The organism is Cohnella sp. (genome assembly GCF_041641335.1).
Lineage (GTDB): Bacteria > Bacillota > Bacilli > Paenibacillales > Paenibacillaceae > Cohnella.
On the sequence record NZ_JBEPYQ010000017.1, the window covers coordinates 19881 to 44765 of the forward strand.

The 24885-nt window shown below is 57.4% G+C and carries 20 protein-coding genes and 1 pseudogene; 9 read left to right on the forward strand and 12 right to left on the reverse strand.

Annotation, left to right across the window (positions count from 1 at the left end):
• Positions 1 to 23: 23 nt before the first annotated feature.
• Both ACESLM_RS07645 and ACESLM_RS07650 read right to left on the reverse strand, forming a co-directional pair.
• Positions 24 to 2933, reverse strand: a complete 2910-nt coding sequence (locus ACESLM_RS07645) for a sensor histidine kinase (protein ID WP_372630963.1) — start codon at positions 2931 to 2933, stop codon at positions 24 to 26.
• Positions 2934 to 3120: 187 nt separating this feature from the next.
• Complete coding sequence (locus ACESLM_RS07650) at positions 3121 to 3609, reverse strand: GyrI-like domain-containing protein (RefSeq protein WP_372630964.1); 489 nt, start codon at positions 3607 to 3609, stop codon at positions 3121 to 3123.
• A 90-nt stretch (positions 3610 to 3699) separates the two neighbouring features.
• Here ACESLM_RS07650 and ACESLM_RS07655 point away from each other — a divergent pair, with 90 nt between their 5' ends.
• The gene (locus ACESLM_RS07655; RefSeq protein ID WP_372630965.1) at positions 3700 to 4386 is read left to right on the forward strand and encodes a GyrI-like domain-containing protein; all 687 of its coding nucleotides are present in this window, start codon (positions 3700 to 3702) and stop codon (positions 4384 to 4386) included.
• Between the two features lie 25 nt (positions 4387 to 4411).
• Here ACESLM_RS07655 and ACESLM_RS07660 read toward each other — a convergent pair whose 3' ends face one another.
• Positions 4412 to 5263 carry a TlpA family protein disulfide reductase gene (locus tag ACESLM_RS07660; protein WP_372630966.1) on the reverse strand — a complete coding sequence of 284 codons (852 nt, stop codon included), beginning with the start codon at positions 5261 to 5263 and terminating at the stop codon, positions 4412 to 4414.
• Positions 5264 to 5283: 20 nt separating this feature from the next.
• Here ACESLM_RS07660 and ACESLM_RS07665 point away from each other — a divergent pair.
• Positions 5284 to 5448 (forward strand): annotated as a pseudogene (locus tag ACESLM_RS07665) (lysoplasmalogenase family protein); the annotation flags it as partial.
• On the opposite strand, the gene ACESLM_RS07670 reads toward ACESLM_RS07665, so the two are convergent.
• Both ACESLM_RS07670 and rlmN read right to left on the reverse strand, forming a co-directional pair.
• On the reverse strand, positions 5445 to 6419 hold the full coding sequence (locus ACESLM_RS07670) for an aldo/keto reductase (RefSeq protein WP_372630967.1): 975 nt from the start codon (positions 6417 to 6419) through the stop codon (positions 5445 to 5447). The pseudogene ACESLM_RS07665 and the gene ACESLM_RS07670 overlap by 4 nt on opposite strands.
• Positions 6420 to 6450: 31 nt before the next feature.
• Positions 6451 to 7521 carry a dual-specificity RNA methyltransferase RlmN gene (gene rlmN / locus ACESLM_RS07675; protein WP_372630968.1) on the reverse strand — a complete coding sequence of 357 codons (1071 nt, stop codon included), beginning with the start codon at positions 7519 to 7521 and terminating at the stop codon, positions 6451 to 6453.
• A gap of 257 nt (positions 7522 to 7778) precedes the next feature.
• Here rlmN and ACESLM_RS07680 point away from each other — a divergent pair, with 257 nt between their 5' ends.
• Genes ACESLM_RS07680 through ACESLM_RS07690 form a run of 3 tightly spaced genes read left to right on the forward strand, consistent with a single transcriptional unit; the run spans position 7779 to position 10787 of the window.
• Positions 7779 to 8765, forward strand: a complete 987-nt coding sequence (locus tag ACESLM_RS07680; RefSeq protein WP_372630969.1) for an iron-hydroxamate ABC transporter substrate-binding protein — start codon at positions 7779 to 7781, stop codon at positions 8763 to 8765.
• Between the two features lie 7 nt (positions 8766 to 8772).
• A complete protein-coding gene (locus ACESLM_RS07685; protein WP_372630970.1) occupies positions 8773 to 9780 on the forward strand; it encodes a FecCD family ABC transporter permease in 1008 nt (335 codons plus the stop codon).
• Entirely contained in the window at positions 9777 to 10787 is a 1011-nt protein-coding gene (locus tag ACESLM_RS07690; RefSeq protein WP_372630971.1) for a FecCD family ABC transporter permease, read from the forward strand. The genes ACESLM_RS07685 and ACESLM_RS07690 overlap by 4 nt, the downstream gene beginning before the upstream one ends.
• On the opposite strand, the gene ACESLM_RS07695 is transcribed toward ACESLM_RS07690, so the two are convergent.
• The gene (locus ACESLM_RS07695) at positions 10777 to 11508 is read right to left on the reverse strand and encodes an alpha/beta fold hydrolase (protein ID WP_372630972.1); all 732 of its coding nucleotides are present in this window, start codon (positions 11506 to 11508) and stop codon (positions 10777 to 10779) included. The genes ACESLM_RS07690 and ACESLM_RS07695 overlap by 11 nt on opposite strands.
• 155 nt (positions 11509 to 11663) lie before the next feature.
• On the opposite strand from ACESLM_RS07695, the gene ACESLM_RS07700 reads away from it, so the two are divergent.
• From ACESLM_RS07700 to ACESLM_RS07715, 4 genes are all read left to right on the forward strand, one after another.
• Positions 11664 to 12611 carry a helix-turn-helix transcriptional regulator gene (locus ACESLM_RS07700; RefSeq protein ID WP_372630973.1) on the forward strand — a complete coding sequence of 316 codons (948 nt, stop codon included), beginning with the start codon at positions 11664 to 11666 and terminating at the stop codon, positions 12609 to 12611.
• A gap of 267 nt (positions 12612 to 12878) precedes the next feature.
• Positions 12879 to 15284, forward strand: coding sequence for a nitrite reductase large subunit NirB (gene nirB, locus ACESLM_RS07705; protein WP_372630974.1), 2406 nt, complete (start codon positions 12879 to 12881; stop codon positions 15282 to 15284).
• A 2-nt stretch (positions 15285 to 15286) separates the two neighbouring features.
• The gene (gene nirD / locus ACESLM_RS07710) at positions 15287 to 15610 is read left to right on the forward strand and encodes a nitrite reductase small subunit NirD (RefSeq protein WP_372630975.1); all 324 of its coding nucleotides are present in this window, start codon (positions 15287 to 15289) and stop codon (positions 15608 to 15610) included.
• A gap of 42 nt (positions 15611 to 15652) precedes the next feature.
• Positions 15653 to 16480, forward strand: a complete 828-nt coding sequence (locus tag ACESLM_RS07715) for a formate/nitrite transporter family protein (protein WP_372630976.1) — start codon at positions 15653 to 15655, stop codon at positions 16478 to 16480.
• A gap of 265 nt (positions 16481 to 16745) precedes the next feature.
• Here ACESLM_RS07715 and ACESLM_RS07720 read toward each other — a convergent pair whose 3' ends face one another.
• The 6 genes from ACESLM_RS07720 to ACESLM_RS07745 form a co-directional block, all read right to left on the reverse strand.
• The gene (locus ACESLM_RS07720; protein WP_372630977.1) at positions 16746 to 17873 is read right to left on the reverse strand and encodes a VanZ family protein; all 1128 of its coding nucleotides are present in this window, start codon (positions 17871 to 17873) and stop codon (positions 16746 to 16748) included.
• A 162-nt stretch (positions 17874 to 18035) separates the two neighbouring features.
• The gene (locus ACESLM_RS07725) at positions 18036 to 19805 is read right to left on the reverse strand and encodes a GH39 family glycosyl hydrolase (protein ID WP_372630978.1); all 1770 of its coding nucleotides are present in this window, start codon (positions 19803 to 19805) and stop codon (positions 18036 to 18038) included.
• Positions 19806 to 19857: 52 nt separating this feature from the next.
• Positions 19858 to 20832: an ROK family protein gene (locus ACESLM_RS07730; protein ID WP_372630979.1), complete on the reverse strand. Its 975-nt coding sequence runs from the start codon at positions 20830 to 20832 to the stop codon at positions 19858 to 19860.
• Positions 20829 to 21464, reverse strand: a complete 636-nt coding sequence (locus tag ACESLM_RS07735; protein ID WP_372630980.1) for a D-sedoheptulose-7-phosphate isomerase — start codon at positions 21462 to 21464, stop codon at positions 20829 to 20831. The genes ACESLM_RS07730 and ACESLM_RS07735 overlap by 4 nt, the downstream gene beginning before the upstream one ends.
• A 19-nt stretch (positions 21465 to 21483) precedes the next feature.
• A complete protein-coding gene (locus ACESLM_RS07740; protein ID WP_372630981.1) occupies positions 21484 to 23532 on the reverse strand; it encodes an alpha-galactosidase in 2049 nt (682 codons plus the stop codon).
• Between the two features lie 142 nt (positions 23533 to 23674).
• Positions 23675 to 24757 carry a DUF6786 family protein gene (locus ACESLM_RS07745; RefSeq protein ID WP_372630982.1) on the reverse strand — a complete coding sequence of 361 codons (1083 nt, stop codon included), beginning with the start codon at positions 24755 to 24757 and terminating at the stop codon, positions 23675 to 23677.
• Positions 24758 to 24885: the final 128 nt, after the last annotated feature.

Sequence of the window (24885 nt, forward strand, 5' to 3'; positions counted from 1 at the left end):
GAGCCCGCTCCTCGTCGTGCGATTTAAGATAATGCCGTCGTCTGCAGAGCGGGAACGGAGATATAGATCGACAAGCCCCGATTGGGCGAAGAATGGAACTGAATCGTTCCGTTCATGCTCCGGACCCTCTCCTTCATGCCGTAGATTCCCATGCTTTTGAAAGAATCCCCCATCTCGCTCAAATCCATGCCGACCCCGTTATCCTCGTATTCCAGCTGTATCCGGCCCGGATAGCCGGAGAGCGAGATACGCACTTCCGATGCGCCGGAGTGCTTCGTCGCGTTGGCCAGCAGCTCCTGAACGATGCGGTACAGACTGATCAAGGAATCGTCGTCCAGCTCGTGAGAGTAACGGGCCGAATCGAACACGATCCGATAGTTGGTGCGCAGCTGCGTCGTATCGCACAGCGCCTCCAGCGAAGAGATCAGCCCTTCCTCCTTCAGCATCGGAGGCCTCAGCTCGTTGCAGGTAAGCCGGATCTGATAGATGACGTCCAGCAACCCTTGCGCGATCTGCTCCAGCTGGGCGCGCAGCTCGCCGGGCATGGCGTACTGGGACGCGAGCGCATCCACCTTGCGATACCAGATGATCTGTTCCTGGAGAGCGGCGTCGTGCAGGTCTTGGGACAACCGCTTGCGCTCGTTCTCGGACAAGTTGAACAGAAGGCGCAGCAGCCACGTGGGAGCGACTTGCTGCGCGGCCGTCTGCTCCAGCTCCTTGGTCAGATCCTCGATCAGCAGGAAATTGTCGAACAGCACGCTGACGTATCGGGCGATCGTCTCAAGCCATATCCGCTTGGCGGCGATGTTCAGCTTCGCGGGCTTCCCCGCGATACGGAGCACGTAGCTCTTTCTTCGGATCTCTCCGATTTTCAAAGAATAGCCGTACTCCGTCTCGATAATCTGGCACAGACCTCCCGAGGTAGGCTCCGTCTCGACCAGGCTGACGTCCTGCGCCTGAAGCACGTCGCGCACCTCCTTGATCAGCCTCCGCTCCATCTGGCTGATCTTCATCACGCCGAAGAGGTCGTGAGAGAAGCGGTCGAGGCTGGTCTGCAAGCGAATGTGACGCTCTTCGCTCTCCACGAGCGCCCGCTCCGTGCGCTTCCTGGCCGTAATGTCTTCGAACATCAGCTGGATCGTGGACGACTCCGGGTCGAAAATGGATACGACCGAGATGTCCAGCACGCATCCGTCCTTGCGGATAATGCGAAATTCGCCGGGAGGCGCGTATCCGTACCGTTCCGTATCCTCCATTCTTCGGAGCGCGGCTTCGCGCGAATCCGGATGTACCCAATCGAGCATCTCTTCCTTCTCCTCGGACTGGGCCATCTCCACGCCGAGCATGTCCGCCCCGGCCGGATTAATGTAGCTGATCTTGCCGTCCTTATAGACGGCAATGGCGACGGGCGACAGCTCGACGAGCCTGCGATACCTTTCCTCGCTCTCCCTCAGCGCGCGCTCCATCTGCTTGCGCCCGGTCATGTCGGTAAACAGGGTCAGCGTCGTCTTCGTGTAATCGTCGTAAATTTCGGTAGCCTCTACCTCGACGATCCCGCCGTCCACCCGCATAATCCGATATTGCATCACTCCCGCGAACTTCGAGCCGGCCGTTCGTCTCGCGCGTTCCAGCACCGCCTCCCGATCGTCCGGATGTACGATCGCATAGATCGAGTGGACCGCCTCCTCGCTTCCCGGACTCGCCCCGAGCAGCCGGAACCCGGCCGCGTTCATGTAGAGGTACGTTCCGTCCCGGTGGGCGATCATCGGCTGGGGGGACAGCTCGATCAAGCTTCTGTACTGCTCTTCCCGATCGGCCAGCTCCTTCTCGATCCGCTTCCTATCCGTCATGTTCCTGAGGACGACGAACGCCCCTTCGATCTTCCCGTTTAAGTAGATCGGGATGTATTTCACTTCCCAGCAAAACTCGCTTCCGTTCCGGTGGCGGGAAGTGATCTCGAACGGGATCGATTGTCCCTGCAGCGCCCTGTCGAAGTATTCCGTCAGAACGTGCAGGTTATCGCGGCCCAACACTTCCTCCATCGCAAACTGCGCAAGATCGCCGGTCACTCTCTCGCCGGTCGTCGCCTCGCTAGCCGGATTGATGGCGAGCACGTGGCCCGAGGCGTCCAATTCGCATATGATGTCAGCATTATTTTCGAACATGCACTTGTATTTCTGCTCGCTCCGATGACGTTCTTCCTCCGCGACCTTGCGCGCCGTCACGTCCATCGTCACCCCGTCGATCTGAACCGTATCGCCCTGCTCGTCCGTCTGCGGCATCACTCGCGTATGCACCCAGCGGATCTCTCCGCCGAAGTGCCGGATTCGGTATTCGCAGAAATCCGGTATGCCGAGCCTCGTGCTCTCCTTCAAGCGCTCGATGAGCGGCAAATCGTCTTCATGTACGATATCGAGCCAGGATGGCGCATTCGTGAACCGCGAGGCCGGATAGCCGCTGATCGACGTCATCGCTTGGGAGATAAACGTGAATTCCCCCGAAAGCTGATCCAATGACCATAAAGCCACGTCCACCGATCTCAGCAGCTTCTCCAGCATAGCCAGCCTGCTTTTTAACCGGTGATTGTTGGCCTTGCACTCCGTTATATCTTGAACGATTCCTTGAATGCGAGCCGGGCGGCCCTCCCCGTCGGATAATACGACTCCCGCCTGCTGCACCCATTTCACGTCGCCGTTGCCCAGCACGATCCGATACTCCATCGTACCGGAGACGCCCTGCTCCAAACGTCCCATCTGTTCGCGGAACAGCGGCAGATCCGTCGGATGCACCGCGGCCTCCAGCAGGCTTGGATCCCGCAGCTCGGCCTCGTCCGAATATCCAAGCAAGCTTCTGTATCCCGTGGATACGCGCAGCGCGTTCGTCTCTGCATCAATCGTCCAAACCGCCGAATCCAGACTGTCCAGTGAGCTCATCTGTGTCCATTCTCCTTCGTGTCCATGACCGGACTTCATTCCCGCGGCGTTACGCCCCCCCGCGGGCAGCCAACCCTCATTCTATCCGAAGAAGCCGAGCGTTCCAATCCCCTCCGGCCAGGTCGGGGCCGGTAAAAAAATGGAAGCGGAGCCGGCTTGCGCGCCGGACTCCGCTTCATTGCCTCTCTTATCGTTCAATCGGAATCATAATCGTGAATTCGGGATCGGGGTCGTGCGGATCCCGGCTCAGCGAGTAGATCTCGCAATGGGTCAATTCCCCCGGGGACACCGCAGAGTACCCTTGCCTTTCGATCCACTCGTAGACGTTGCGATAGGACCTGTCAACGCTCTGGCCTTTGGCGTGCCCGCACTTCGCATAGCTCAGAGTCGGCACCTCTACCGCTGTCATGCCCTCCGGAACGTATCCGGTATCGTCCGTCGTCTCGACGACCGCGTAATGAACGAAGCCGGCGTTGCCGGGGTAAGCCTGGTAGGAGAGTCCGTAAAAATGCGTCATCGACGCAGGCTGGGGAATTTCGCGCATACGCCCCCGGAGTTGCTCATGGATGCGTCTGATCCCGCCCGCCCCGGCTTCCGCGAACGTTCCTTCCCATTTTAATCCGATGGCCCGGTATGCCTCTTTGGTGACGACGATCGTATCGTTGATCTGTTCCAATTCGCTTTCCTCCTTGTCCGATATCGTGAGTTACGCTACTATCATAGTACATAACCATGACAGAAACTGTCAGATAATCGAGGGATCGCCATGACGAAAACGAAGCGTCTGATCGATCTGATGATGGTCGTATACGAAAAACGGAAATTTACGACGGAGGAGTTCGGAGTGTCCTACAGGACGATGCTTCGGTACCTGCAGGAATTAAGCGGGCTGGGCGTGCCCCTGTACTCCGAGCCGGGCAGGCACGGCGGCTACTCTCTTCTCAACCGCAGCAAAGCCCCCGCCATCGGGGCCGACCGACCGCTTCCTCCGACAAGAACGCTGTTCAAGCCCGCTGTTCGGCTGATTGGAGTCGAGTTCAAGGCTCCTTTCACCGCCATCTATATGGCCAATACGGTCATTCCGGGTTTATGGGCCGAGCTGCGATCTCGTCTAGGGGAGATTGAAGGCGCGGTCGGGCCAGAGAGGCTGATCGGAGCCGTGCGCAGCCGTTCGGTTGCCTATCATTACGTGGCCGGAGCCGAAGTCGTCTCGTTCGGACGGATTCCCGATGGCATGATCGGCATGACGATTCCGGCCAGAGCCTATGCGGTCTACGCGCATCAAGGCCTCTATCGGCGCGAAGAACGGGACCAAACTTACTTCCGCGCGCTGGAACGTCTTCGAAGACAGGGGCTCGATCACGAGCCCGAAGCCTACGGATTGGAGATGCTCGCGCCGCAAGCGCAGAATACAGACAATCAGGAGTGCGAAATCTATATTCCGCTTAAATGACGCGCGGCCCCGAACGGCAGGATGTCTAATCCGCGTTCTTGACGGCCTTCTTCATGCTTTCATAGCTGAACGCTCCCAGATAGCGGCTCTTCACGCTGCTCGAAGGATCGATCACGTAGGTGGTCGGGTACGCCGTCACTCCGTAATTTCCGAGGACGTCTCCCCTGTCGTCCAGAACGATCGGGAAGCTCAGTTCCCGCTTGTCCGCATACTCCCGGACGAGTCCGGGATTTCTCTCCTGCGTCGTCGCGTTGACGGACAGCACGACGACGTTCCGATCCTTATGCTCTCGATAGAACTTCTCCACGTGCGGCATCTCCGCCTGGCACACCCGGCACCAGGTCGCCCAGAAGTTCAGCACGACGGTCTGGCCGCGGTAATCCGACAGCCGGACGGCATTGCCGCTTAGATCCGTCAGCTCGAAGTCCGGAGCGGCTTGGTCAACGCGAACGCCGCCCTTGCTCTCGATCGGACTAAGCGCCGTATAGCCGATCATCGTCGCCACCAGCATGGCGGCTCCCCAGCCTGCTGCGATCTTGGCTGCTTCCCGGCTCCCAGAACGGCGATAATTCCGCAGGAAGAGATAGACCAAGGCGATCAGCGAAGCCAGCCAAATCCCTCTCGTCCCTCCGCTGAAGAATAGAAGCGAGAGCGGCTGCGAGATGACGCCCGCGGGATCGAACAGGAACATGCTGCCCTTCCATACGAGCAGCCACAGGAAAACGGCGTTCCACGCATCGCCCGTCTGACGCTCGCGGTCGGGATGCTTTCTCTGCCGATAACGAACGGCATATGCGCCTATTATTCCCGCAACGAGATAGACGAGCAGCTCGATATTCAATACGGTCGTGCCCAATTGCAAATTCGGCAAAGTCATCGTCCGTCCCCCGTTCTCCTTCGGATTCGATCCTGTCCTGGAATAGGTTCGTCTCGGACGTTCCCTACTCGGGGCCGCTGATCATGCTGACCTACTACTCGGCGCAGTTTCTGATCGCAACCAGCCTGCGGGAAAAGCCCGCGGCGATCGCCGGGGCTTCCATTTCTTCATCGGCGCGCGTCTAAGGCAGCCGATAGAGCGCGAACGGCTCACCGTGTCGGAACGGGGAGCTGATCTCGTTCAGCTTCGCGGCCGTCTCGGCGTCCAGCTTCAGCTCTACGCTGCGCAGGTTGTCTTCCAGCTGCTCCGCTTGAGTGGCGCCGACGATAACGGTCGCGACCGCGGGCTGAGCCATCAGCCAAGCCAGCGACAGCGCGCTCGGCGTACACCCCTGCTCCGCCGCCAAGCGGCCGACCCGATCGGCCAGCTCCAGGTTGCGGTCGGCCATGAAGCGCGTGAAGCTCGGATCGGTCTGGGCACGCGAGCCTGCAGGCGCTCTGTCGGCTAAGCTGTACTTGCCGCTCAGAATTCCTCCCGCGAGAGGGAAATATGGAATAATCCCGATGCCCTGGTCCAGGCATAACGGAATAAGCTCGTTCTCCGGCGTCCGGTCGGCCAGCGAGTAGCAGTGCTGCGTCGAGACGAAGCGCTCGTAGCCTCTCTGCCCGCTGATCCCGAGCGCCTTCATCAGCTCCCACGCCGCATAGTTGGAAGCCCCGATATACCGCACCTTGCCGGAGCCGACGAAGTCGTCCAGCGTGCGAAGCGTCTCCTCGAGCGGCGTGTTCGGGTCGAACGTATGGATCTGGTACAGATCCACGTAATCCGTGTTCAGCCGCTTCAGGCTGGCTTCCAGCTCCCGCTGCAGATGAAAGCGCGAGGAGCCGCGCCCGTTCGGCCCTTGATCCTTGACCAGGCCGGCTTTCGTCGCCAGCACGGCCTCCTGCCTTCTTCCCGTCAGCGCCAGTCCGATGATGCGCTCGGACTCCGTGCCGGCGTAGATGTTAGCCGTGTCGATGAAGTTGATTCCCCGGTCCATCGCCTCGTGTACAATCCTCACGGACGTATCGCGGTCGGCCCGCTTGCCGAACGAATTCGTGCCGAGCCCGAGCGCCGACACCTCCAGACCGCTGCTTCCCAATCGCCGATACTGCATGCGCGACGCCTCCCTTTTTTACGCCGTCCCGTTAATTCGCGACCGCTTCCTTCTTGATCTGCTTGCTCCGCAGCTGTCCGCACGCGGCGTCGATGTCCGTTCCGTGCTCCAGACGCACGCTGCAGCTGACTCCCTGCTTCTTCAGCGTGTCGAAAAACTCGCTCACAACGTGCTGCTCCGTCCGCTGGTACTGGCTGTGCTCGTCGACCGGGTTGTAAGGAATCAGGTTGACGTTCACGAGCGGCCTGCGGTCCCCGATCAGCTCCGCCAGCTCCAGCGCGTGCTCCCGCTGATCGTTCACGTCCTTCAGCAGAATATATTCGAGCGTCACTCTCCGCTTTGATTTCTCCAGATAGTAGTCGAGCGCCTTAAGCAGCTTCTCGATCGGAATCCCCTTGTTGATCTTCATGATTCTCGTCCGGAGCTCATCGTTCGGAGCGTGCAGAGAAATCGCCAGATTCACCTTCAGATCGTCGTCCGTGAACTTGTAGATCTTGTCGGCCAGACCGCTCGTCGAGACGGTGATATGGCGACCGGCGATGGCCAGCCCTTTCTGATGCTTGATGACGTCGAGGAACTTGACCAGGTTGTCGTAGTTGTCGAACGGCTCGCCGATGCCCATCACGACAAGATGGCTGACCGCTTCCCCCTGCCCTCTGCCGTCCAGAAAACGCTGCGCCTTCATCACCTGCTCGACGATCTCCCCGCTGGACAGATCCCGGCTCTTGCGGAGCAGACCGCTCGCGCAGAAGCTGCAGCCGATGTTGCAGCCGACCTGCGTCGTCACGCAGACGGACAAGCCGAACTTGTGGCGCATGAGCACCGTCTCGATCAGGTTGCCGTCCTTCAACCGGAACAGGAACTTGACCGTCCCGTCCTTCGACTCCTGCCGGGAATGCTCGCTTAACGATTCAATGTAGAAATGCTCCTCCAGCGTCTTCAAGCATTCCTGATGCACGCCGTTCATCGCGGCGAAATCGGTCGTCCGCTCGCGGTACAGCCACTCCCATACGAGCGTCGCCCGCGACTTCTTGTGCCCGCGCTCCCCGAGCCATTCGGTCAGCCCTTCGAACGTCATATCGTAAACGGATGTTTTCGTCATTTCGTAACCCTCTTTTCGCATAAATAGCCGGACCTTGCGACTTCCTCCTATTTTCCCAGAAAAGGAGTGGTTTCACAAGCCGGACTCCCCCAATTTCCATCCCTCCCCTATTGACACCGCCCCTCCCTCGCCTTACAATACCATATGTGATCATGAGAATCATTCTCAATTATGTGGCGCCGAGTCGCAATAGCTGAAACCCAGATTCGATCATTTGTTTGTACATTAAGCATAAAAAAAAGGGAGAGAGTCATTACGTGAAAAAAACATTCGTTCCATTCGCCTTGGCCTTGCTGTTAATCCTTGCCGCATGCGGCGGCAAAGCCGACAACTCGGGCAATTCCGCCAGTCCTTCCGCGCAGCCTTCGTCTGCTGCCCCTTCGGAATCCGCATCGCCGTCCGAATCTGCATCCGCTTCGGCTCCCGCCGAATCCGGCAAGATCACGTACGAATCCGAGAACGGTCCGGTCGAAGTTCCGGCCAATCCGCAGCGCGTCATTGTGCTGTCCTCGTTCGCGGGCAACGTCATGGCGCTCGGCGTACCGCTCGTCGGCGTGGACGAATGGTCCAAGATGAACCCTCGTTTCGACGCGACGCTCAAGGACGTCGCCGCGGTAACCGACGAGGATCTGGAGAAGATCATCGAGCTGGAGCCCGATCTGATCGTCGGCCTCTCGAACATCAAGAACGTCGACAAGCTGAAGGAGATCGCCCCGACCGTCACATACACGTACGGCAAAGTCGACTACTTGACGCAGCATCTGGAAATCGGCAAACTGTTGAACAAAGAGACTGAAGCGAAGGCATGGATAGACGACTTCAAAGCCCGCGCGGCCAAAGCCGGCGAAGACATCAAAGCGAAGATCGGCGCGGAGTCGACGGTATCGGTCATCGAAGCTTACGACAAACAGATCTACGTATACGGCGACAACTGGGGACGCGGCACCGAGATTCTCTACCAGGAGATGAAGCTCGCCATGCCGGAGAAGGTCAAGGAAACGGCGCTTAAGGACGGCTACTACGCGCTTTCGTCCGAAGTGGTGCCGGAATTCGCCGGAGACTATGTCATCTTCAGCAAGTTCCCGGGTTCGGACCTGTCGTTCACCGAAACGGAGACGTACAAGAACATTCCGGCGGTTACGAACAACCGGGTATTCGAAGTCAACGCGCAGGAGTTTTATTTCAACGATCCCCTGACTCTGGATTTCCAGCTCGAATTTTTCATTAAAAACTTCCTCGGTTAAGAGGCCCATGATGACCAGATCTCGTTCCTCAAATTTCGCTTACAAGCTTGCAGGCAGCATCGTCGTTTTCGTCCTCTGCTTCGCGATATCCTTGATTCTCGGAGCGGCGGATACTACATATCAGGATTTGTGGCACGCGATCACGGGCAGCGGCATGGGAGACAAGGCGCTCATGCTGCGCGAAATCCGCATTCCCCGCGAAGTCGGAGCAATCCTCGTCGGAGCCGCATTCGCCGTATCCGGGGCGGTCATGCAGGGAGTCACGCGCAACCCTCTGGCAGATCCGGGACTGCTCGGCCTGACTTCCGGAGCCAACCTCGCGCTGGCGATCGGCATCGTGTTCATCCCCGGCTTGAACTACTTCGGGATTATGATCGCCTGCTTTATCGGCGCTGCCGTCGGGTCTGCGCTTGTGATTGCGCTCGGATCGATGCGCCAAGGCAGCCTGTCACCGATCCGCATCGTGCTGGCCGGCGCGGCGGTATCGGCCTTTCTGTATGCCATAGCCGACGGGCTCGGCCTGATCTTCAAAGTCTCCAAGGACGTGTCCATGTGGACGGCGGGAGGCTTGATCGGCACGACATGGGGGCAGCTTCAGACGATCGCCCCGGTCATTCTCTTCGGGCTCGTCGCCACTCTGTTCATGTCCAACCAAGTCACTCTGCTCAGCCTTAGCGACGAAGTGGCTACCGGCCTCGGGCAGAAGCTCGCGCAGATCAAAGCGGTCATGTTCGTCCTGATCGTCCTGCTCACGGGCGCCTCGGTCGCGCTCGTCGGGAACATGGCCTTTGTCGGGCTGATGATTCCGCACATCGTCCGCAGATTCGTAGGCACCGATTACCGCTATATCCTTCCTTTCTCGGTATTCGCGGGGGCCTCGTTCATGCTGATTGCCGATACGATCGGCCGCACGCTCCATTCGCCGTACGAGACGCCGGTGGCCGCCGTCGTCGCGATGCTGGGCTTGCCCTTCTTCCTGTTCGTCGTACGCAAAGGAGGCAAAGCTCTCTCATGAACGCCGCAACTCATCCCGTTCGCAACCTGATTCGCATTCTGATGATCAGCATCGTGCTTATCGCCGTTACGGCGGCTGTCGGCATGGGCATCGGACGTTCTTCCGTGTCCTTCGACCGACTGCTTCCTACTCTCTTCGGATATGGAACGTTTAAGGAACATTTCGTCGTATTCTCCCTGCGGATGCCGCGCATCGCGATTACGCTGCTGGCCGGAATGGCGCTGGCGCTGTCCGGTTCGATTCTGCAGAGCGTCACCCGCAACGACTTGGCCGATCCGGGCATCATCGGCATCAATTCCGGCGCCGGCGTCGGCGTCGCGATCTTCTTCCTGTACTTCCCGATCGAAGCCGGATCGTTCGTCTACATGCTTCCGCTGGTCGCCTTCGCGTCGGCGGTCGTTACGGCCATCCTGATTTACGCTTTCTCCTATAGCCGTTCGCGCGGCCTCGATCCGATCCGGCTCGTGCTTGTCGGCGTCGGCTTCTCCTTGGCGCTGTCCGGGATCATGATCGTGTTGATCTCCTCCTCGGACCGCCAGAAGGTCGACTTCATCGCCAAGTGGATCGCCGGCAACATCTGGGGGACGGATTGGCCGTTCGTATGGGCGCTGCTTCCGTGGCTCGCACTGCTCATCCCTTTCGCTCTGTTCAAATCGATCCGGCTGAACCTGCTCGGTCTGAGCGATTCGTCCGCGATCGGCGTCGGACTGCGGCTCGAGCGAGAGCGCATCGTGCTGCTGCTGGCAGCCGTCGCTTCCGCCGCTGCGGCCGTATCCGTAACCGGTGGCATCGCGTTCATCGGCCTGATGGCCCCGCATATCGCCAAGGCGCTGGTCGGCCCGCGCAACCAGTTCTTCATCCCCGTCGCCGTTCTGCTGGGCGGGTGGCTGCTGCTGCTGGCCGATACGGTCGGACGCAATCTGATCGAACCGGCCGGACTGCCCGCGGGCATTATCGTGTCGCTGATCGGCGTTCCTTACTTCGCTTACTTGCTGCTCAAGAAGTAACGGAGGACGTGAATTCGAGCAGCAATTTACGCAGGCCTGCCGGATCGCCAAGCATAGGCAAGTGTCCGGTTTCTAGCGTCCGGACCCGCTGCGGAGCGAAATTCCGAATCATTCGGGCTTGAAGAGACGAGCCGAGCTCCTTGTCCTTCTCCAGCCGGATATATAACCGGGGAACGTCCGGTAAGGACCCGTCGAACCGATCCGCGTAGACCTGAATTGATTCGGGTACAAACCCCTTTACGACAAGATCCGCATCTTCGGGAGCGAGATCGTTGCACAAGCCCGCCCGGATGACCGATTCGGGCGGTTTCGTGCCCATCTTCCTCATCATAAGAGATAGAATCGCCCTTTTGGGCCAAGGCAACACGGACAGGAACGAGCCTCCCGGCTTCGGGATAGCCGCCCCCACCGCAACGAATCCTGCCAGACGATCCCGAAGCTCTTCCGCTGCCTGAAGGGCTACCTGTCCCCCCAGCGAATGCGCCACGAGCACGATCCGCCCGACTCCCCATTCCTTCACCTGCCGCACAACCGCATCCGCGTATTGTTTTAACGTCAGTTCCAGCCGCATCTCCTTCTCGCCGTCTCTCCCCGGAAACTCCGCGAACAAGCACGGATAATCCAACCCGTCGGCCACTCTCTCCCATATGCGTCCATTCAGCCCCGCTCCGTGTACGAACACAAATCCGATATCCCTCTGCGTACGATTTGTTAATGCCATGCCGACCAACTCCCATTCATTCGTTATCTTTCATGTGAACAATGTATCACTGAAATAGGACATATTTTGTCTTATTTAAATGTTAAAATGAAATAAAACAGCAACCGTAACCCGCCCCGGTCGGCCTGCTGTCCCAAAAAGGAGCAGATCCACTTATGCCCAAGTCTCAGCGTCTCATTCAAATGATGATGTTCATCAACGCCAAAAAAACGTTCACCGTACAGGAGCTCGCCGATGAATTCGGTCTGTCCACCCGCACGGTCACGCGCGATTTGCAAGAGTTGAGCGAACTTGGAGTTCCCGTCTACTCCGTTCAAGGACGCGGGGGCGGATACCGGCTGCTGCAGGAGCGGCTGCTTCCTCCGATCGCCTTCACGGAGAGCGAGGCCGTCTCCCTGTTCATCGCCGGACAATCGCTGAAGCCCCTCGGCGCTCTTCCTTTCGAAGAGGGAACCGACGCCGCTCTTCGCAAGTTCTATCATTATCTGCCTCAGGATATTCGGGAACGCATTGATCGCCTGAAAGACAGAGTCGCTATCTGGAGCCCTCGCCGCGATATGTCTGCGGAAGTTTTGAAGATTCTCTTGCAGGCGATTATGGCGAGCAGCGCCGTCACGATCCAATACGCATCCGCACGCGCCGCGCGCCCCCGGGACATTCAGCCGATCGGGCTTTACGAGAGTGACGGCTACTGGTACTGCCCGGCCTACTGCTTCCGCGAGGAGGACTACCGCCTGTTCCGCGCCGACAGAATCCGATCCGCCGTCTTGAATCCTTCGCTTGCGATCAGAGACGATGTCGCTCTTCGCACCTTGCAGGATCCTCCCGACGGAGGAGGGTCCGAGCCGATCTTCTTCACGCTCGAACTGACGCGACAGGGCGTGCATGAACTCCGCTCCGACCGCTGGTTCGGATCGGCCATCGTACCTAAGACGGACGGGAGTGACGGCGGATTCGCGACCATTCCGATCTCTCCGAACCATATTGGCTTCTACGTCGATCTGGCCTGGAGGCTGGGAGCACATGCAACCATCGTCGAACCGGAGGAAGCGATCGAGTTGTTCCGCGCTAAACTGAAATCGGTACAATCGCTTTACACGTGAATGCGCGCTCCGTACGAGAATAGCAAGGAAACGAGGCGTAATCCAACAGAAAATCAGCCCATCCAAAGCGATATTTCCGTCAGGCCGACTGTCATGAGGGCTCGCAAGCACTTCGCGTTTAGCGCTCCAATTTTTACGGGATTTATCGACAAAATGATCAGGGAATTCCCTGATACTCGAAATCCCTATTCCATGATACGATGTTTGCACAGAAAGTGAAAACATTCACAACTTACAAGTGAAAGTTTTCACAACAGGAGGAGCGCTATGACTAAAGAGAAACTGCTGCTGATCGGCAACGGCATGGCCGGCGTGAGAACCATCGAAGAAATGATGGAGCGGTCCCCCCGTCAATACGAGATTACGATTATCGGCGAAGAGCCCTATACGAATTACAATCGCATCATGCTCTCGAATGTCTTGCAAAAGAAGATGACGGTGGATGAGATCATTACGAATCCCCTGCAATGGTACGAGGATAACGGCATTACGCTCATTCATCACGATCCGGCGGTCCAATTGGACCCGCAAGCCAAGCAAGTCTTGACGGCCGGCGGTCAATGCATCCGTTATGACAAATGCATCATAGCGACAGGGTCAAGATCCTTTATCCTGCCCGTAGAGGGCGCGGAGCTGGCAGGCGTGCTGGGCTTCCGCACCATCGACGACACGCTGCAAATGATCGAGCAGGCCAAGCGGTATAAGCGGGCGGCGGTCATCGGCGGCGGCCTGCTGGGACTTGAAGCTGCCAAAGGCTTGGTCGATCAGGGCATGGACGTCACGGTCGTCCATCTGGAGAAATGGCTGATGGAGACGCAGTTGAACGAGCCTGCCGGAAATTTGCTCAAGAAGGATTTGGAAAAGCAAGGCATTCGATTTCTAATGGAGAAAAAAACGACGCGGATTCTTGGGACGGACAGAGCGGAAGGCCTCGAATTCAGCGACGGCAGCACTTTGGAGGCGGATCTGGTCATTATGGCCGTCGGCATCCGGCCGGTAACCGGGCTGGCCAAGGACGCGGGGCTGTGTGTCGAGCGGGGAATCGTCGTTGACGATTTCATGGCGACAAGCGCGGCGGACGTGTATGCAGTAGGGGAATGCGCCCAGCATAACAAGATGGTTTACGGTCTGGTTGCCCCGCTGTACGAACAAGGGAAAGCGCTGGCCGATCGGCTGACCGGTCGCCCGACAGACGGCTATAAAGGCAGCACGGTGTCCACCTCGCTGAAAGTGTCCGGCTGCGACCTGTTCTCGGCGGGCATCATCCGCGAGAGCGACGACGTGAAAGGCATTGAAGCATATAACGGCTTGAACAACAGCTACAAGAAGCTGTTTATCCGAGATCGTCATATTGTCGGCATCGTGCTATACGGCGATACGTCCGAAGAAAACCGCTATTACAAAATGCTGCGAAACGAGACCGATATTAGCGCTTTGAATCCGGTCACGCTGCTGGCGTCCGCCGACGATGAGGCAAGCGAAAGCGTAGCACAGTGGGACGATGCCGATACGGTATGCGGCTGCAACGGCGTCACGAAGGGGACGATCGTTAATGCGATCCATACGCAGCAATTGACCTCCGTCGCCGATGTTGTCCGCTGCACCAAAGCCGGCAACTCCTGCGGCAAATGCAAGCCAATGATCGGCGAGCTGCTCACGCACGTCTTGGGCGACAAAGTTACGCTTGCGCCGACGGGCATCTGCGGCTGTACCGATCTGACCCGGGACGACATCGTGCTGCAAATTCACGAGAAGGGTCTGACCACATCGAAGGACGTATTCCGCGAACTTGGCTTCCGCAATGCCGAGGGCTGTTCGAAATGCCGCCCTGCGATCAATTTCTACCTGAATGTGACCTTCCCGAACGAGCATCAGGATGAGAAAGAGTCGCGCTTCGTCAACGAACGCATGCACGGCAACATTCAGAAGAACGGCAGCTTCTCGGTCATTCCTCGCATGAGGGGAGGCCAAACGACGCCGCAGCAGCTGCTGAAAATCGCCCAAGTCGCGGAAAAGTACAAGGTGCCGCTTGTCAAAGTCACGGGAAGTCAGCGCATCGGCTTGTACGGCGTGAACAAAGAGGATCTTCCGCACATTTGGGAAGAGCTGGATATGACTTCCGCTTCGGCCTATGCCAAAGCCGTTCGCTCCGTTAAAACCTGCGTGGGCGCCAACTTCTGCCGCTTCGGCACGCAGGATTCGATGGGGCTCGGCATTAAGCTGGAGGAGCGCTACGAATATATCGATACCCCGCACAAATTCAAAATGGGCGTATCGGCTTGTCCCCGCAGCTGCGTGGAAAGCGGCGTGAAAGACTTCGGAGTCATCGGCGTGGAAAACGGCTTCCAGATTTACATCGGCGGCAACGGCGGAACGGAAGTGAAGGAATCGCAATTGCTGACGACGGTCGAAACGGAGCAGGAGGTCATCGACCTGTGCGGCGCCATGCTGCAATACTACCGCAAGACAGGCAACTATGCCGAACGCACGGCCCCTTGGCTTGAGCGCCTTGGCTTCGAGCATGTCAAATCGGTGCTGCTCGATCCGGAGCAGAGCAGAGCTTTGCTGGCGGAGCTCGATGCAGCGGTAGCCGGCAAACGCAAAGACCCGTGGACCGAGGTTCGCAACAATGAGCATAAAGAAAAAGAGCTTTATACCGTAGGGAGAGGATAAGGATGGGAACGACTCAAATCAAACAAAAGGTATTTGTCGCTAACTTCGACCAGTTGCCTCCTCGCATCGGACGCGAGGTGGTCGTCGAAGGCCGTAAAATCGCCGTGTTCCGCTTATCTGACGATCGAGTTAAAGCAATCGGCGGAGTTTGCCCGCACAAGCAAGGGCCGCTTGCCGAAGGAATCGTAGCCGGCGAATACGTCTTCTGCCCGCTGCACGAGTACAAAGTGTCTTTGATCGACGGCAAGGTTCAAGAACCGGACGATGGCTGCGTGCCCACGTACGACACCCTTGTTGAAGAAAACAAAGTTTACGTGCTGGTATAAGCCAAAATAAGAGATGCGTCTTCCCTTGGGAGGGAGATAGAGATGTTTAAGCAAAATGTGGAAGCGATTGTGGAAGCCGGCGTCGCCAAAGCGAATTATATGAAGCGAGAGAAGCTCGGCTATTTCATTGCGACGATGCTGGCAGGGGCTTACGTCGGCTTCGGTATTATTCTCATCTTTACGTTAGGAGCCCCCCTCGCCCAATCCGGCTCGCCCTTTCAGCCGTTAGTCATGGGGGCAAGCTTCGGCATTGCCTTGACCTTGGTCATCATTGCCGGAGCGGAATTGTTTACGGGCAACAACATGGTTTTCACAATCAGTACGCTGGCTGGCAGAACCTCTGTCCGTGATACGCTGAACAACTGGCTGATCGTATTTATCGGAAACCTGGCGGGGGCTGTTCTATTCGCTTTGCTGGTGAAAGGCTCGGGCCTATTCAATGCCGTGCCGGCGGAGCATTTGGTGTTTACGGCCGCAGCGAAAAAGATGACCGCGCCGTTTATGGAATTGTTTTATCGCGGCATTCTTTGTAACTGGCTCGTCTGTCTCGCCGTCTGGATGAGCATCAAGCTGAAAAGCGAAGGAGCTAAAATGTTCGCCATCTGGTGGTGCCTATTCGCCTTTATTGCCAGCGGCTACGAGCACAGCATAGCGAATATGACCCTTCTTAGCGTAGCGCTGATCTTGCCGCAGCATCCCGAAGCGGTTACTGCGGTTGGCTGGCTGCATAACATGGTCCCCGTAACGCTGGGCAATATGGTCGGCGGTATTCTATTCGTAGGATTGGCGTATTGGAGAATATCTCCCGTGCGGAAAAGCGAGGCAGTTGAGTATACTCCGAGTCAACCGAAGAAAGCTGCGAACCTGTGAGCGATCTCGCTCTCGATGAACCGGGGCTGTCTCATAGCTAAAAAAGAGTCGTACCGAACGATTATCGATGAATGGGTGTCAGGTGCATCTATCTCCTTCCGATGCTATACGATCCTGAAATTTTGAATGGATAGACCCGCAACAGGGTCATTCAGGACCGTATGAGGCAGTCTCCAGGAGATAGATGCCCTTCTTTTTTCATCGATAATCTTGTACGACCCCTACTTATGAGACAGTCCCACTAAGCGTCAGCGCGCCGGACAGATCAGCCGTGCTTCTTCCTCCGGGTCTCCTTAACCGTGCTGCTCTTGGCCGTAATGACATGGGCCGTACCGCTTTTCTCCTCATGGATCAACCGGCGATTCCGATTGAACAGACAGCGTAAAAAATGAACGGCAACCGCCATGTCGAACACGAACAGTACGAACGCGAACAGCAGCATGACCATCGGAGAAATCGAATGCAAGCCCGCCCGAACGAACGCGACGTTAGCCCCGCCTGCCAATAAATAGAGAAGACCGTATCTGGCGGTCAGTTCGCCCAGGGTAATCCGCTCCCCCCGGCCCTTCAAACGAATCCTCACCAGCCATTTGCCCGGCGTTAATCCGTTGGTCAAGTACGGAAGCACGATGAAGTAAGCGACGACAATCAGAACGTAGGAATACGGCACCCGCGCGACGGACAGCAAGACGAATGGCGGAAGCAGAATCGCCCAATCGAACAGGAAGGCGATGGCTCTTTGCGTATAGGCGACTCGTCTCCGGGACAGGTCCGTGCGTTCGTCCAGCTTGTCGATGCGGGGCAGCCACCTGCCGAGCCAGTCGGCAAACAGGAAGCCGATCATCCCGCCCGCCGTATTCATCATCAGATCGTCCACGTCGAACAATCTGTACGGGTAATCGAAAATTCCAAAAATAGCAGTCACTTGCGTAATCTCGAAAAACAGCGACAGCCCCAGCGTGCATAGCAGGCATGCCGGCCATCTGGTGCGAAGATAATGCCTCATGAACATGCCGAACGGGACGGTCAGCAGCACGTTAAACACGACCTGCAGGAAAGCCCTCTCCGTCAGAAGGCGAACGTAGGTCGCCGGACTGTCCAGTCTCGCACCGGTTTCCTTGACGATATCGGAAATAAAATGGAACGGAATCCACTGCGCGTACGACTCCGCCTTCGGCGGCGAGTTATGAACCGAATCCGGAAACGGAAGAATAATCAGGTAGAAGGCGTTCATCAGGTACAGCAAAAACAAATACAAGATCAAGGCCCTGTACTTATGAATGTAGCCATGGCGACGGTACTGCACGACCAGAAACGGCAGCGTGAAAATCGCCGCCGCGATCGGAAACGTGTAGAAAGCATAGGAAATCGGAAACAAATAAAAGTCCAGCATGTCAAGTCTCCCAATTCGTAATCGGCTTTGTCTATTAATCTACCTTACCAAATTATGCGCATGCTATGCGGTTATTGCAATCTTTTCAACAGCCATCCAAGCGGATAAAAAAATAACCATCGGCGACTTGGACAGTCGGCAATGGTTGTCGGGTTGTTGCGGTTAAGAGGGCCGAATCCCTGAAATCTCGTAAAATACGACGCCTTGGGGAGCCAGAGCCTGCGTCAGAACCAACTTGTTGTCCTTAATCTCCGCCGTTGTCTCCGTTGGCTCCAGCTTGGCCAGCTTGCGATATTCATTCACATTGTCGTACCACAGTTTTCGAATCCTCTCATTGGCGACGCTTCCGATCGTCCAGGAATGGTTGGACCAGCTGCCGAAATCGCCTTCAGAAATTCCATGTTCTTCCAAATGAATCCGCCACGTCGGCCAATAGTTGGCATGCCCGTCATCGATCATCCACTGTTTGATCGTCACGGCGTTTCCTTGCACCGCTTCGACGCGATCGAACGTCACGGTGACGGGCTCGCCGATTCCGGCTTCCGGATCTTCATTGAAATTGTACAACAGAAGCTGTGCGGTGCCGGAATTGTCATGATAGGCGCCGATACCGTCCACCTCGTTGGATGCGAGCGACACAGGTGCCGAAGCGTGAACCTTTGCTCTGCGTCCTCCCTCCATTCGATAGGCCAGATTAGCCAGATGGGTGCCGACCGGATCTACGCCCGTAATGCCTTCCCATAGGCGTTCCGTGTTTAAGTACCAGTTGGCGAAATAATCGAGATCGATATCGTGCATTTGCTTGAACAGCTTCGCGTCGTAAGCGGATTGGTAGCTTGAAGCGACAGAACGCGGGAACAGCTCTTTGTTATCGGGACCGGACGCGATCCGCCCTTCATCCACGCCGTATTCCAGATCGGTCAAACCGTTCTTGAGCGCCCGCTCGCGCAGCAAATTCAGATTGGATTCCAGCGTGAACGGCGACGGAGAGCGGAGACCCGGCTTCATATCGTAATATGAATACGTCAGGAAATCGAGCTGCGTGCCCGTCTGACCGGTATAATAGTTCGTTCCGAAGGCAATGTGATCGATAAAATCCCGTTCGTCCCAATAGCCTTCCGCGTTCGTCATGCTATGCGCGCCGATATAGAGATGCTCCGCTCCGATCACTTCCTCCAAAGCGGCCACCGTATAATCGTACAACTTGAAGTACGCTTCCTTCGTCGACTCCGGATCTCCGGCGTTGAACCAATCGACGTTCTCGTATTCGACCAGCGCCCGCCAGGTCCAGCTTCGGACCTCGTCCAAGCCGAATCGATCAGCCAAATACTGCGCAAGCGCTTTAATATAGTCGTAATAAACCTCGTAATCGTCGGGCGGTCGAACGTTGACTCCGAACCCGCCAATGTGCGGATCCGAGCTGTATTTCAGCGGGACGTTGCCCGTCACGATGGACGGCTTCAACCCTTGCCGCAAAATGTGCTTGACTGCAGTACCCAGGCGGGAAAAGTTATAGTCGGTTAATTGCTCGCGGTCAAGCGGACTGAGGAACAGATCGCGCACTTCCGAGCCGCCTGTCGCGCTCATGAGCTGCACCCTTTTGACAAAGGGATACTTTGTCCGCATATAGTCCTCGGACTGCGCGAAAGCGCTGGATAACCAGTCCATGCCGAGCTCCCATTGGCTCAGGTCCGAAAATTTATTTTCGATCGTCTGATCCAACTCGGCTAAATTCACCTGTACGGATACCGAGTTCTCCGGTGCTTGACTTCGCGTTTCCGTCGACGTGGCGCTTGACGTTTCCGTTGACGTTTCTCTTAACGTTTTCATAGGTCGCTTGTCTTCTCCGTTCCACAGGATTCCTGCAAGCGCAGCCGCTATGATGAGCAATGCTGCCACGCCTCCCAGTACGATCCGTCGTTTGTGCCGCATAGGTCAGCTCCTTCGTATGATGATGACCCTCTCTGTTGGGCAGATCCGGTCGTTAAGCCCGTTCCTCGTGAAGCATCGCCACCGACAGGCTGGCGTAATCGCCGACTCGCTCGCCTAGAGCGGCGGGGACGATCTGGCATACGGAACGCGACAACGGAAGCGCCTCCCGCTCGATCCTTTCCCATACGTCGGATTCCATCAGTTCTCGCTGCCTGGCGAAGATGCTCCCGATCACAATTTTTTCCGGATTCAGAATGTCGATCAGCATCGCCAGCGCCATGCCCAGCTTCTGGGCGGAGTGCCGATAGATTCGGAGCGCCAGCTTGTCGCCTCGCCTTGCCGCCAGACCGACCTTCTCCGCCGTAATCGACGGCACATCGTCGGCGCTCGCATATAATTCCGACAGCTTTCCCTGATCCATATGCCGATAGGCCATGCTCTTCGCCAGTTCGACGATGCCTCCTCCGCTGCAGAAGCCTTCAAGGGACCCCGCTTTGCCGTATCCGACGGGACCGTTCCGCGCCATACGAAGATGGCCCACCTCGCCAGCCTGGTCGTTGGTTCCGCTGTATAACATGCCGTTCAGGATGAGTCCGGCCCCCATTCCCGTTCCGAAAGTGAGGAAAACCATATTGCGGCAGCCCTGTCCCGCGCCCCACTTCCATTCCGCCAACGCGCAGGCATTCGCGTCGTTCTGCAAATAGACGTCCGTTCCGAACCTTTCGCGAAAGGGCGAGACGATGTCGATGCGATCCCAACCGGGCAAATTGGGCGGCGACAGAATTAGGCCCTGTGCGCTATCCAGCGGTCCTCCGCAGCTGATGCCGATCGCTTGCAGCCGACCTCCCCTCTGACGATCTAGAAGGATGGCCAACCCGTCCAGCAGGTGCCCGATCGCCTCCTCCGGCGAAGCGGGCGTCGGAAATTTCACCTTGTCGAGGATGCGAATTTCACCGTTGCCCGCCAGCGCGCCCAGGCTTGCCGCGCATTTCGTCCCGCCGATATCAATGCCTGCAAGCAAGCTCATGAGTCGAAAAACGCCTCCTCCAGCATCACGCACAGGGCGTGATAAATCGGTAAATGGCGCTCCTGAATATCGGGAGTCGACTCGCAGGGAACGCAGACGGCGACATCGCACAGCTCCCGCAGCTTGCCGCCGTCACCTCCCGTCAGCCCGATCGTCGTCATGCCGATTGCTTTGGCGACCTGAACAGCTTTCAGCACATTCGCGGAGTTTCCGGAAGTGCTAAGACCCAACAAGACATCCTCCCGCTTGCCATAGCCGTATACCTGCTGAGCGAACGCCATATCCGCAGCGACGTCATTGGCGTATGCGGTCAGAAAGGAGGTTTGGCTGGCGAGCGACAGGGTCGGAAGCGCCCCCTGCAGACCCTCCGTAAGCGTCTCTCCCTCCGGGCCGTACAGCTCGCTCAGCTTTCCCCTGAATTCTGCCGGGACCGGTCTTTTGCGCATAAAGCCCTTCATCATCTCGCCAACGATATGCTCGCAGTCCGATGCGCTTCCCCCATTGCCGCAGATGAGCAGCTTCCCCCCCGCCTCGAAGGCGGATCTGAGCTTGCGATAAGCGGCCTCCGTATCCTTCGAGCACGCTTGCAGCTCGGGATATTTATCTACCATGGTACGTAAAGTACGATTCATGCGGCTGCACCTCTCATCGTCAAATCGCCTCGAACAGGATCAGCTCCGAAGTTAATGCGCCTTCGAGCCGAACCGTCAGCCCTTGATCCATCAGGATAAATCCGCTGACCTCGGCGCTCTGGGAGCAGTTGTCCCAAGTGACCTTGTACGTTTTGGAACGATCCAGCCCCCGCAGCCGAAGCACATACTCTCTTTCCTTTGGATTCGACAGCAGGAATAGGCCGGCGATGCCTCGGTCCCTCTCTCTCGAGGCCAGTTCCAGCACGCCCCATCCTCTCGGTTCGAAGCCGTCCAAATGCGGAGTATGATGGTAAATACGGCCGGTCTTCATAAAGGGGCGAACAAACCGCTTGTACAGATCGAGATGACGGCGAACGATCGCCAATTGGACCGGGTTCCCTTCGCTTCCGAGCGGATGGAAGACGCTGACGGTCGGCCTGACGAAGAGCAGCTGGCGCATCTGGAACGAAATGTCCGCCGCAACGTGGCCGCTTTGTCCCGCCACCAGCCGATCCACGTATTCCGGCGGAAGCGCCATCGACATTCCGTTCGTTATGCTGAACGATCTCGGCGCGACCTGCCAATCCGTCACCCAGGTATGCGAGAACCTTCTGACCGTTCCGATATCCGTTCTCGCTCCGCCGCTTGCGCAATGTTCGAAGATGACATTCGGGAAGCGTCTTCTTAACCGATCGAAAATCGCGTCGAAATGCTCGTAATATCTCCAGTAGCTATTCTCCGCGTAACCGTCGCGAACCGTGTAGCCGCCCGCTTTAATATGGCCTGCGTTGTAGTCCAGCCTGAACATGTCCAGTTCGTTCTCTTCAATAATGCGGGCCATCGTTTCTTCCGCCCACGCCGCAACCTCGTCTCGGGCGAAGTCGATCATGCCGCCCATCCGGCCTGTGCTGTTCACGCCGTTATAAGCGACGGAGTACCAATCCGGATGCGCCTGATAGAGTTCGGTCAGCTTGCCCAGCCGTTCGATCTCCACCCATAAGCCGAACAGCATGCCCTTCTCCCGTACTTTGTCTCTGATCGGCTTCATGCCGTCTGGATACCGCTGCAGATCGACCTTCCAGTCTCCCAAATGCTCTCCCATCTGATGCTCGTCCCCGGGCGGCACATACCAGCCCGCGTCGATGAAGAACACCTCGACCCCCAGTTCGGCGGCGACATCGATCTGCCGGTAAGTCATCGCCTCCGACATTTCGACTTCCGCGCCCAGGCCCATCTCGATCCAGTTGCCTCTGCCCAGCGCCTCGGGAACGGTGAAGACCGATTTTCGCATATGATCATGCATGGCATGTATGCAATCGTTAAAGCCGCCGAGCAGCATGCCCATATGCACCTCGGGACTCGTTACCGACTCTCCCGCCGCGATGACACGCAGCGGTGCGGGCGCTTTGGGCCCGATCTTGAAGGAGAGGTGCGCATGCCCGTCATGGCCCATAACGGCGCCGCCGGGATCGGCGTCGAGCTCGAAAACGAAGCTGTAGTCGCCGGACCACGCCAGCTGCCCGATGAAATGTTCCCCGGTCGCTTCGTTGCGCAGCAGGAACATCGGATGGCGGTGACGCTGGCCCCTGTTGAATCCGAACACGTCACGGGGCAGCGGCTTCCATTGAAATTGTCCTTCCCCGCCCCAGCGCGAATCCGTCATGTAGCCGATGGAATAGAGCGGGTCTCCGTCCTTCAAGTATGTCTCCCAATGCTTCGTTGTCTGCAGGCCGCCGCTCCAAGTAGAGACGGAGCCGAGTGGGGCTGGCTGCTCGCCCGTGTTGGAGATTTCCAGCCAGCGCGTCAGGATCGGCGTGCCGTCTAGCAACGTATGCACCTTGACGGCAATCGGACGCAGCTCGTGCTTCAGGGAGAGGATGACATGAAGACCTCTCTCCTCCACGACCTGCTGGCAGTCCGCCCAGCTCCAATGCGAATCGAGCGCCATGCCTCCAACCTCCAGCCGGAAAGCTTGCGGTTCGACGAAGCTGTCGGGCTCCAGACGCGGAATGCGGGCAAACGTAATCACCTTGCTCATATACCCCGCTCCGTTCCAGCCGGTGCTCATCAGCTGTCCTCCGGAAAAAATCTCATTATACACAGTTAGGCCAGTACGATAGCAAATATCGTATCCTTCTCCGGTCGGCTCGATCACCGCGTTTACGAATGATTGGTCTACGGCCTTCATTGTCTTCGCCCCCTGATTGCCTTCATGTAGATCTTGAAATATCGACTCCCAGCAGCTTATCTGCGATCCGGGCAATCGCCCGGAAAGAACCGCTGTAGCACCACAATTGCGAACGATCCCAGCCGACAAGCTTCCCTTGATCTTGATTCCGCGTTACTGCCGGGGCGTGATGCTCCAACTCTCCGAACAATCCGATCTTCCCGTCGTCATTGTATAATTGCACGCAATGGCCGCGATCCTCGGGATCGCCCCACGGCGTATCCAAATAGTCGGACGAGGGATCGGGGGCGATTGCTCGTAAGACCAAACTGCACAGACCTCTGTCGTCCTGCCGGAAGTAACCGAACCGGCCCGTCGTCTGCCAACTTTTCAACGACAGCTTGTGCGAGGCTTTCGCGTCCATCTTGAACCGCACCATCCCTTTGCTTACGGCTAAGCGGGAGGAACTCGTCGGAGCGAACAAATCCGTCGGCCGGCACTCGCCATAAGTAGGAGCGTAGGCATAACCGCCTGCGGGCACCTGAATAACGGACCAACTGGATAGCGGAGGAATGTCCCGTTCTTCTTCGACCGTTAGCGCAATGGAAGCTTCATATCCGATAAAGCTGTAATCGTCGCTGCGCTCGTCGGACGCGCAGCGCAAGGGATCATCCGCCAGTCGAACCGACTTCGCCAGCTCGAAGCGCACGTCCTTGCCCGACCGAAACTGCCTTGCTGAGCCTTCTTGCCGCCAGGCGATCGAGCCCGAACGTTCGCCTTGCTCGCTCTTCTCGAACCGATAGGCACCCGGATCGATCGACTGCTGAACGGTATAGCGGACGGACGGCTCCAGAGCCATCACATGATATTCGCGCTCCGGGCTTAGCCATACCCGCTCGCCGCCGATATTCCAATGGTTCGCCCTGCCGAACAGCTCCCTCGAAGCCGCTCGGTCCTCCAGCAAGGGATTCGTCCAGAGCATGTTCGGCTCGTCGGAAGACGGAAACAGCCCGATGATTCTGCCGCCCCGTTCCAGCGCGATTACCGTGCCTCCTGCTGCATTCATCCGCGCTTCGTACTTGAGGCCGAGCTCCTTCAAGCAAGTAATCAAGTCCTCCAGCTTCATTGCGGATCTCCTATCTGATAAGATTAGCTTAATTATACACCAACTCGAGTTATCGTCAACATTAATTGAAAAATGTATACAAAATCATTTTACTTCAATGACGACTATTTCGAATGGAAATAAACGAT

What these genes read in the sequence shown, in the direction of transcription:
- ACESLM_RS07645 (WP_372630963.1), bottom strand. Translation starts at nt 2,933, where the DNA reads ATGAGCTCACTGGACAGTCTGGATTCGGCGGTTTGGACGATTGATGCA.
- ACESLM_RS07655 (WP_372630965.1), top strand. Translation starts at nt 3,700, where the DNA reads ATGACGAAAACGAAGCGTCTGATCGATCTGATGATGGTCGTATACGAA.
- ACESLM_RS07660 (WP_372630966.1), bottom strand. Translation starts at nt 5,263, where the DNA reads ATGACTTTGCCGAATTTGCAATTGGGCACGACCGTATTGAATATCGAG.
- ACESLM_RS07670 (WP_372630967.1), bottom strand. Translation starts at nt 6,419, where the DNA reads ATGCAGTATCGGCGATTGGGAAGCAGCGGTCTGGAGGTGTCGGCGCTC.
- rlmN (WP_372630968.1), bottom strand. Translation starts at nt 7,521, where the DNA reads ATGACGAAAACATCCGTTTACGATATGACGTTCGAAGGGCTGACCGAA.
- ACESLM_RS07685 (WP_372630970.1), top strand. Translation starts at nt 8,773, where the DNA reads ATGATGACCAGATCTCGTTCCTCAAATTTCGCTTACAAGCTTGCAGGC.
- ACESLM_RS07690 (WP_372630971.1), top strand. Translation starts at nt 9,777, where the DNA reads ATGAACGCCGCAACTCATCCCGTTCGCAACCTGATTCGCATTCTGATG.
- ACESLM_RS07695 (WP_372630972.1), bottom strand. Translation starts at nt 11,508, where the DNA reads ATGGCATTAACAAATCGTACGCAGAGGGATATCGGATTTGTGTTCGTA.
- ACESLM_RS07700 (WP_372630973.1), top strand. Translation starts at nt 11,664, where the DNA reads ATGCCCAAGTCTCAGCGTCTCATTCAAATGATGATGTTCATCAACGCC.
- nirB (WP_372630974.1), top strand. Translation starts at nt 12,879, where the DNA reads ATGACTAAAGAGAAACTGCTGCTGATCGGCAACGGCATGGCCGGCGTG.
- nirD (WP_372630975.1), top strand. Translation starts at nt 15,287, where the DNA reads ATGGGAACGACTCAAATCAAACAAAAGGTATTTGTCGCTAACTTCGAC.
- ACESLM_RS07715 (WP_372630976.1), top strand. Translation starts at nt 15,653, where the DNA reads ATGTTTAAGCAAAATGTGGAAGCGATTGTGGAAGCCGGCGTCGCCAAA.
- ACESLM_RS07720 (WP_372630977.1), bottom strand. Translation starts at nt 17,873, where the DNA reads ATGCTGGACTTTTATTTGTTTCCGATTTCCTATGCTTTCTACACGTTT.
- ACESLM_RS07725 (WP_372630978.1), bottom strand. Translation starts at nt 19,805, where the DNA reads ATGCGGCACAAACGACGGATCGTACTGGGAGGCGTGGCAGCATTGCTC.
- ACESLM_RS07730 (WP_372630979.1), bottom strand. Translation starts at nt 20,832, where the DNA reads ATGAGCTTGCTTGCAGGCATTGATATCGGCGGGACGAAATGCGCGGCA.
- ACESLM_RS07735 (WP_372630980.1), bottom strand. Translation starts at nt 21,464, where the DNA reads ATGAATCGTACTTTACGTACCATGGTAGATAAATATCCCGAGCTGCAA.
- ACESLM_RS07740 (WP_372630981.1), bottom strand. Translation starts at nt 23,532, where the DNA reads ATGAGCACCGGCTGGAACGGAGCGGGGTATATGAGCAAGGTGATTACG.
- ACESLM_RS07745 (WP_372630982.1), bottom strand. Translation starts at nt 24,757, where the DNA reads ATGAAGCTGGAGGACTTGATTACTTGCTTGAAGGAGCTCGGCCTCAAG.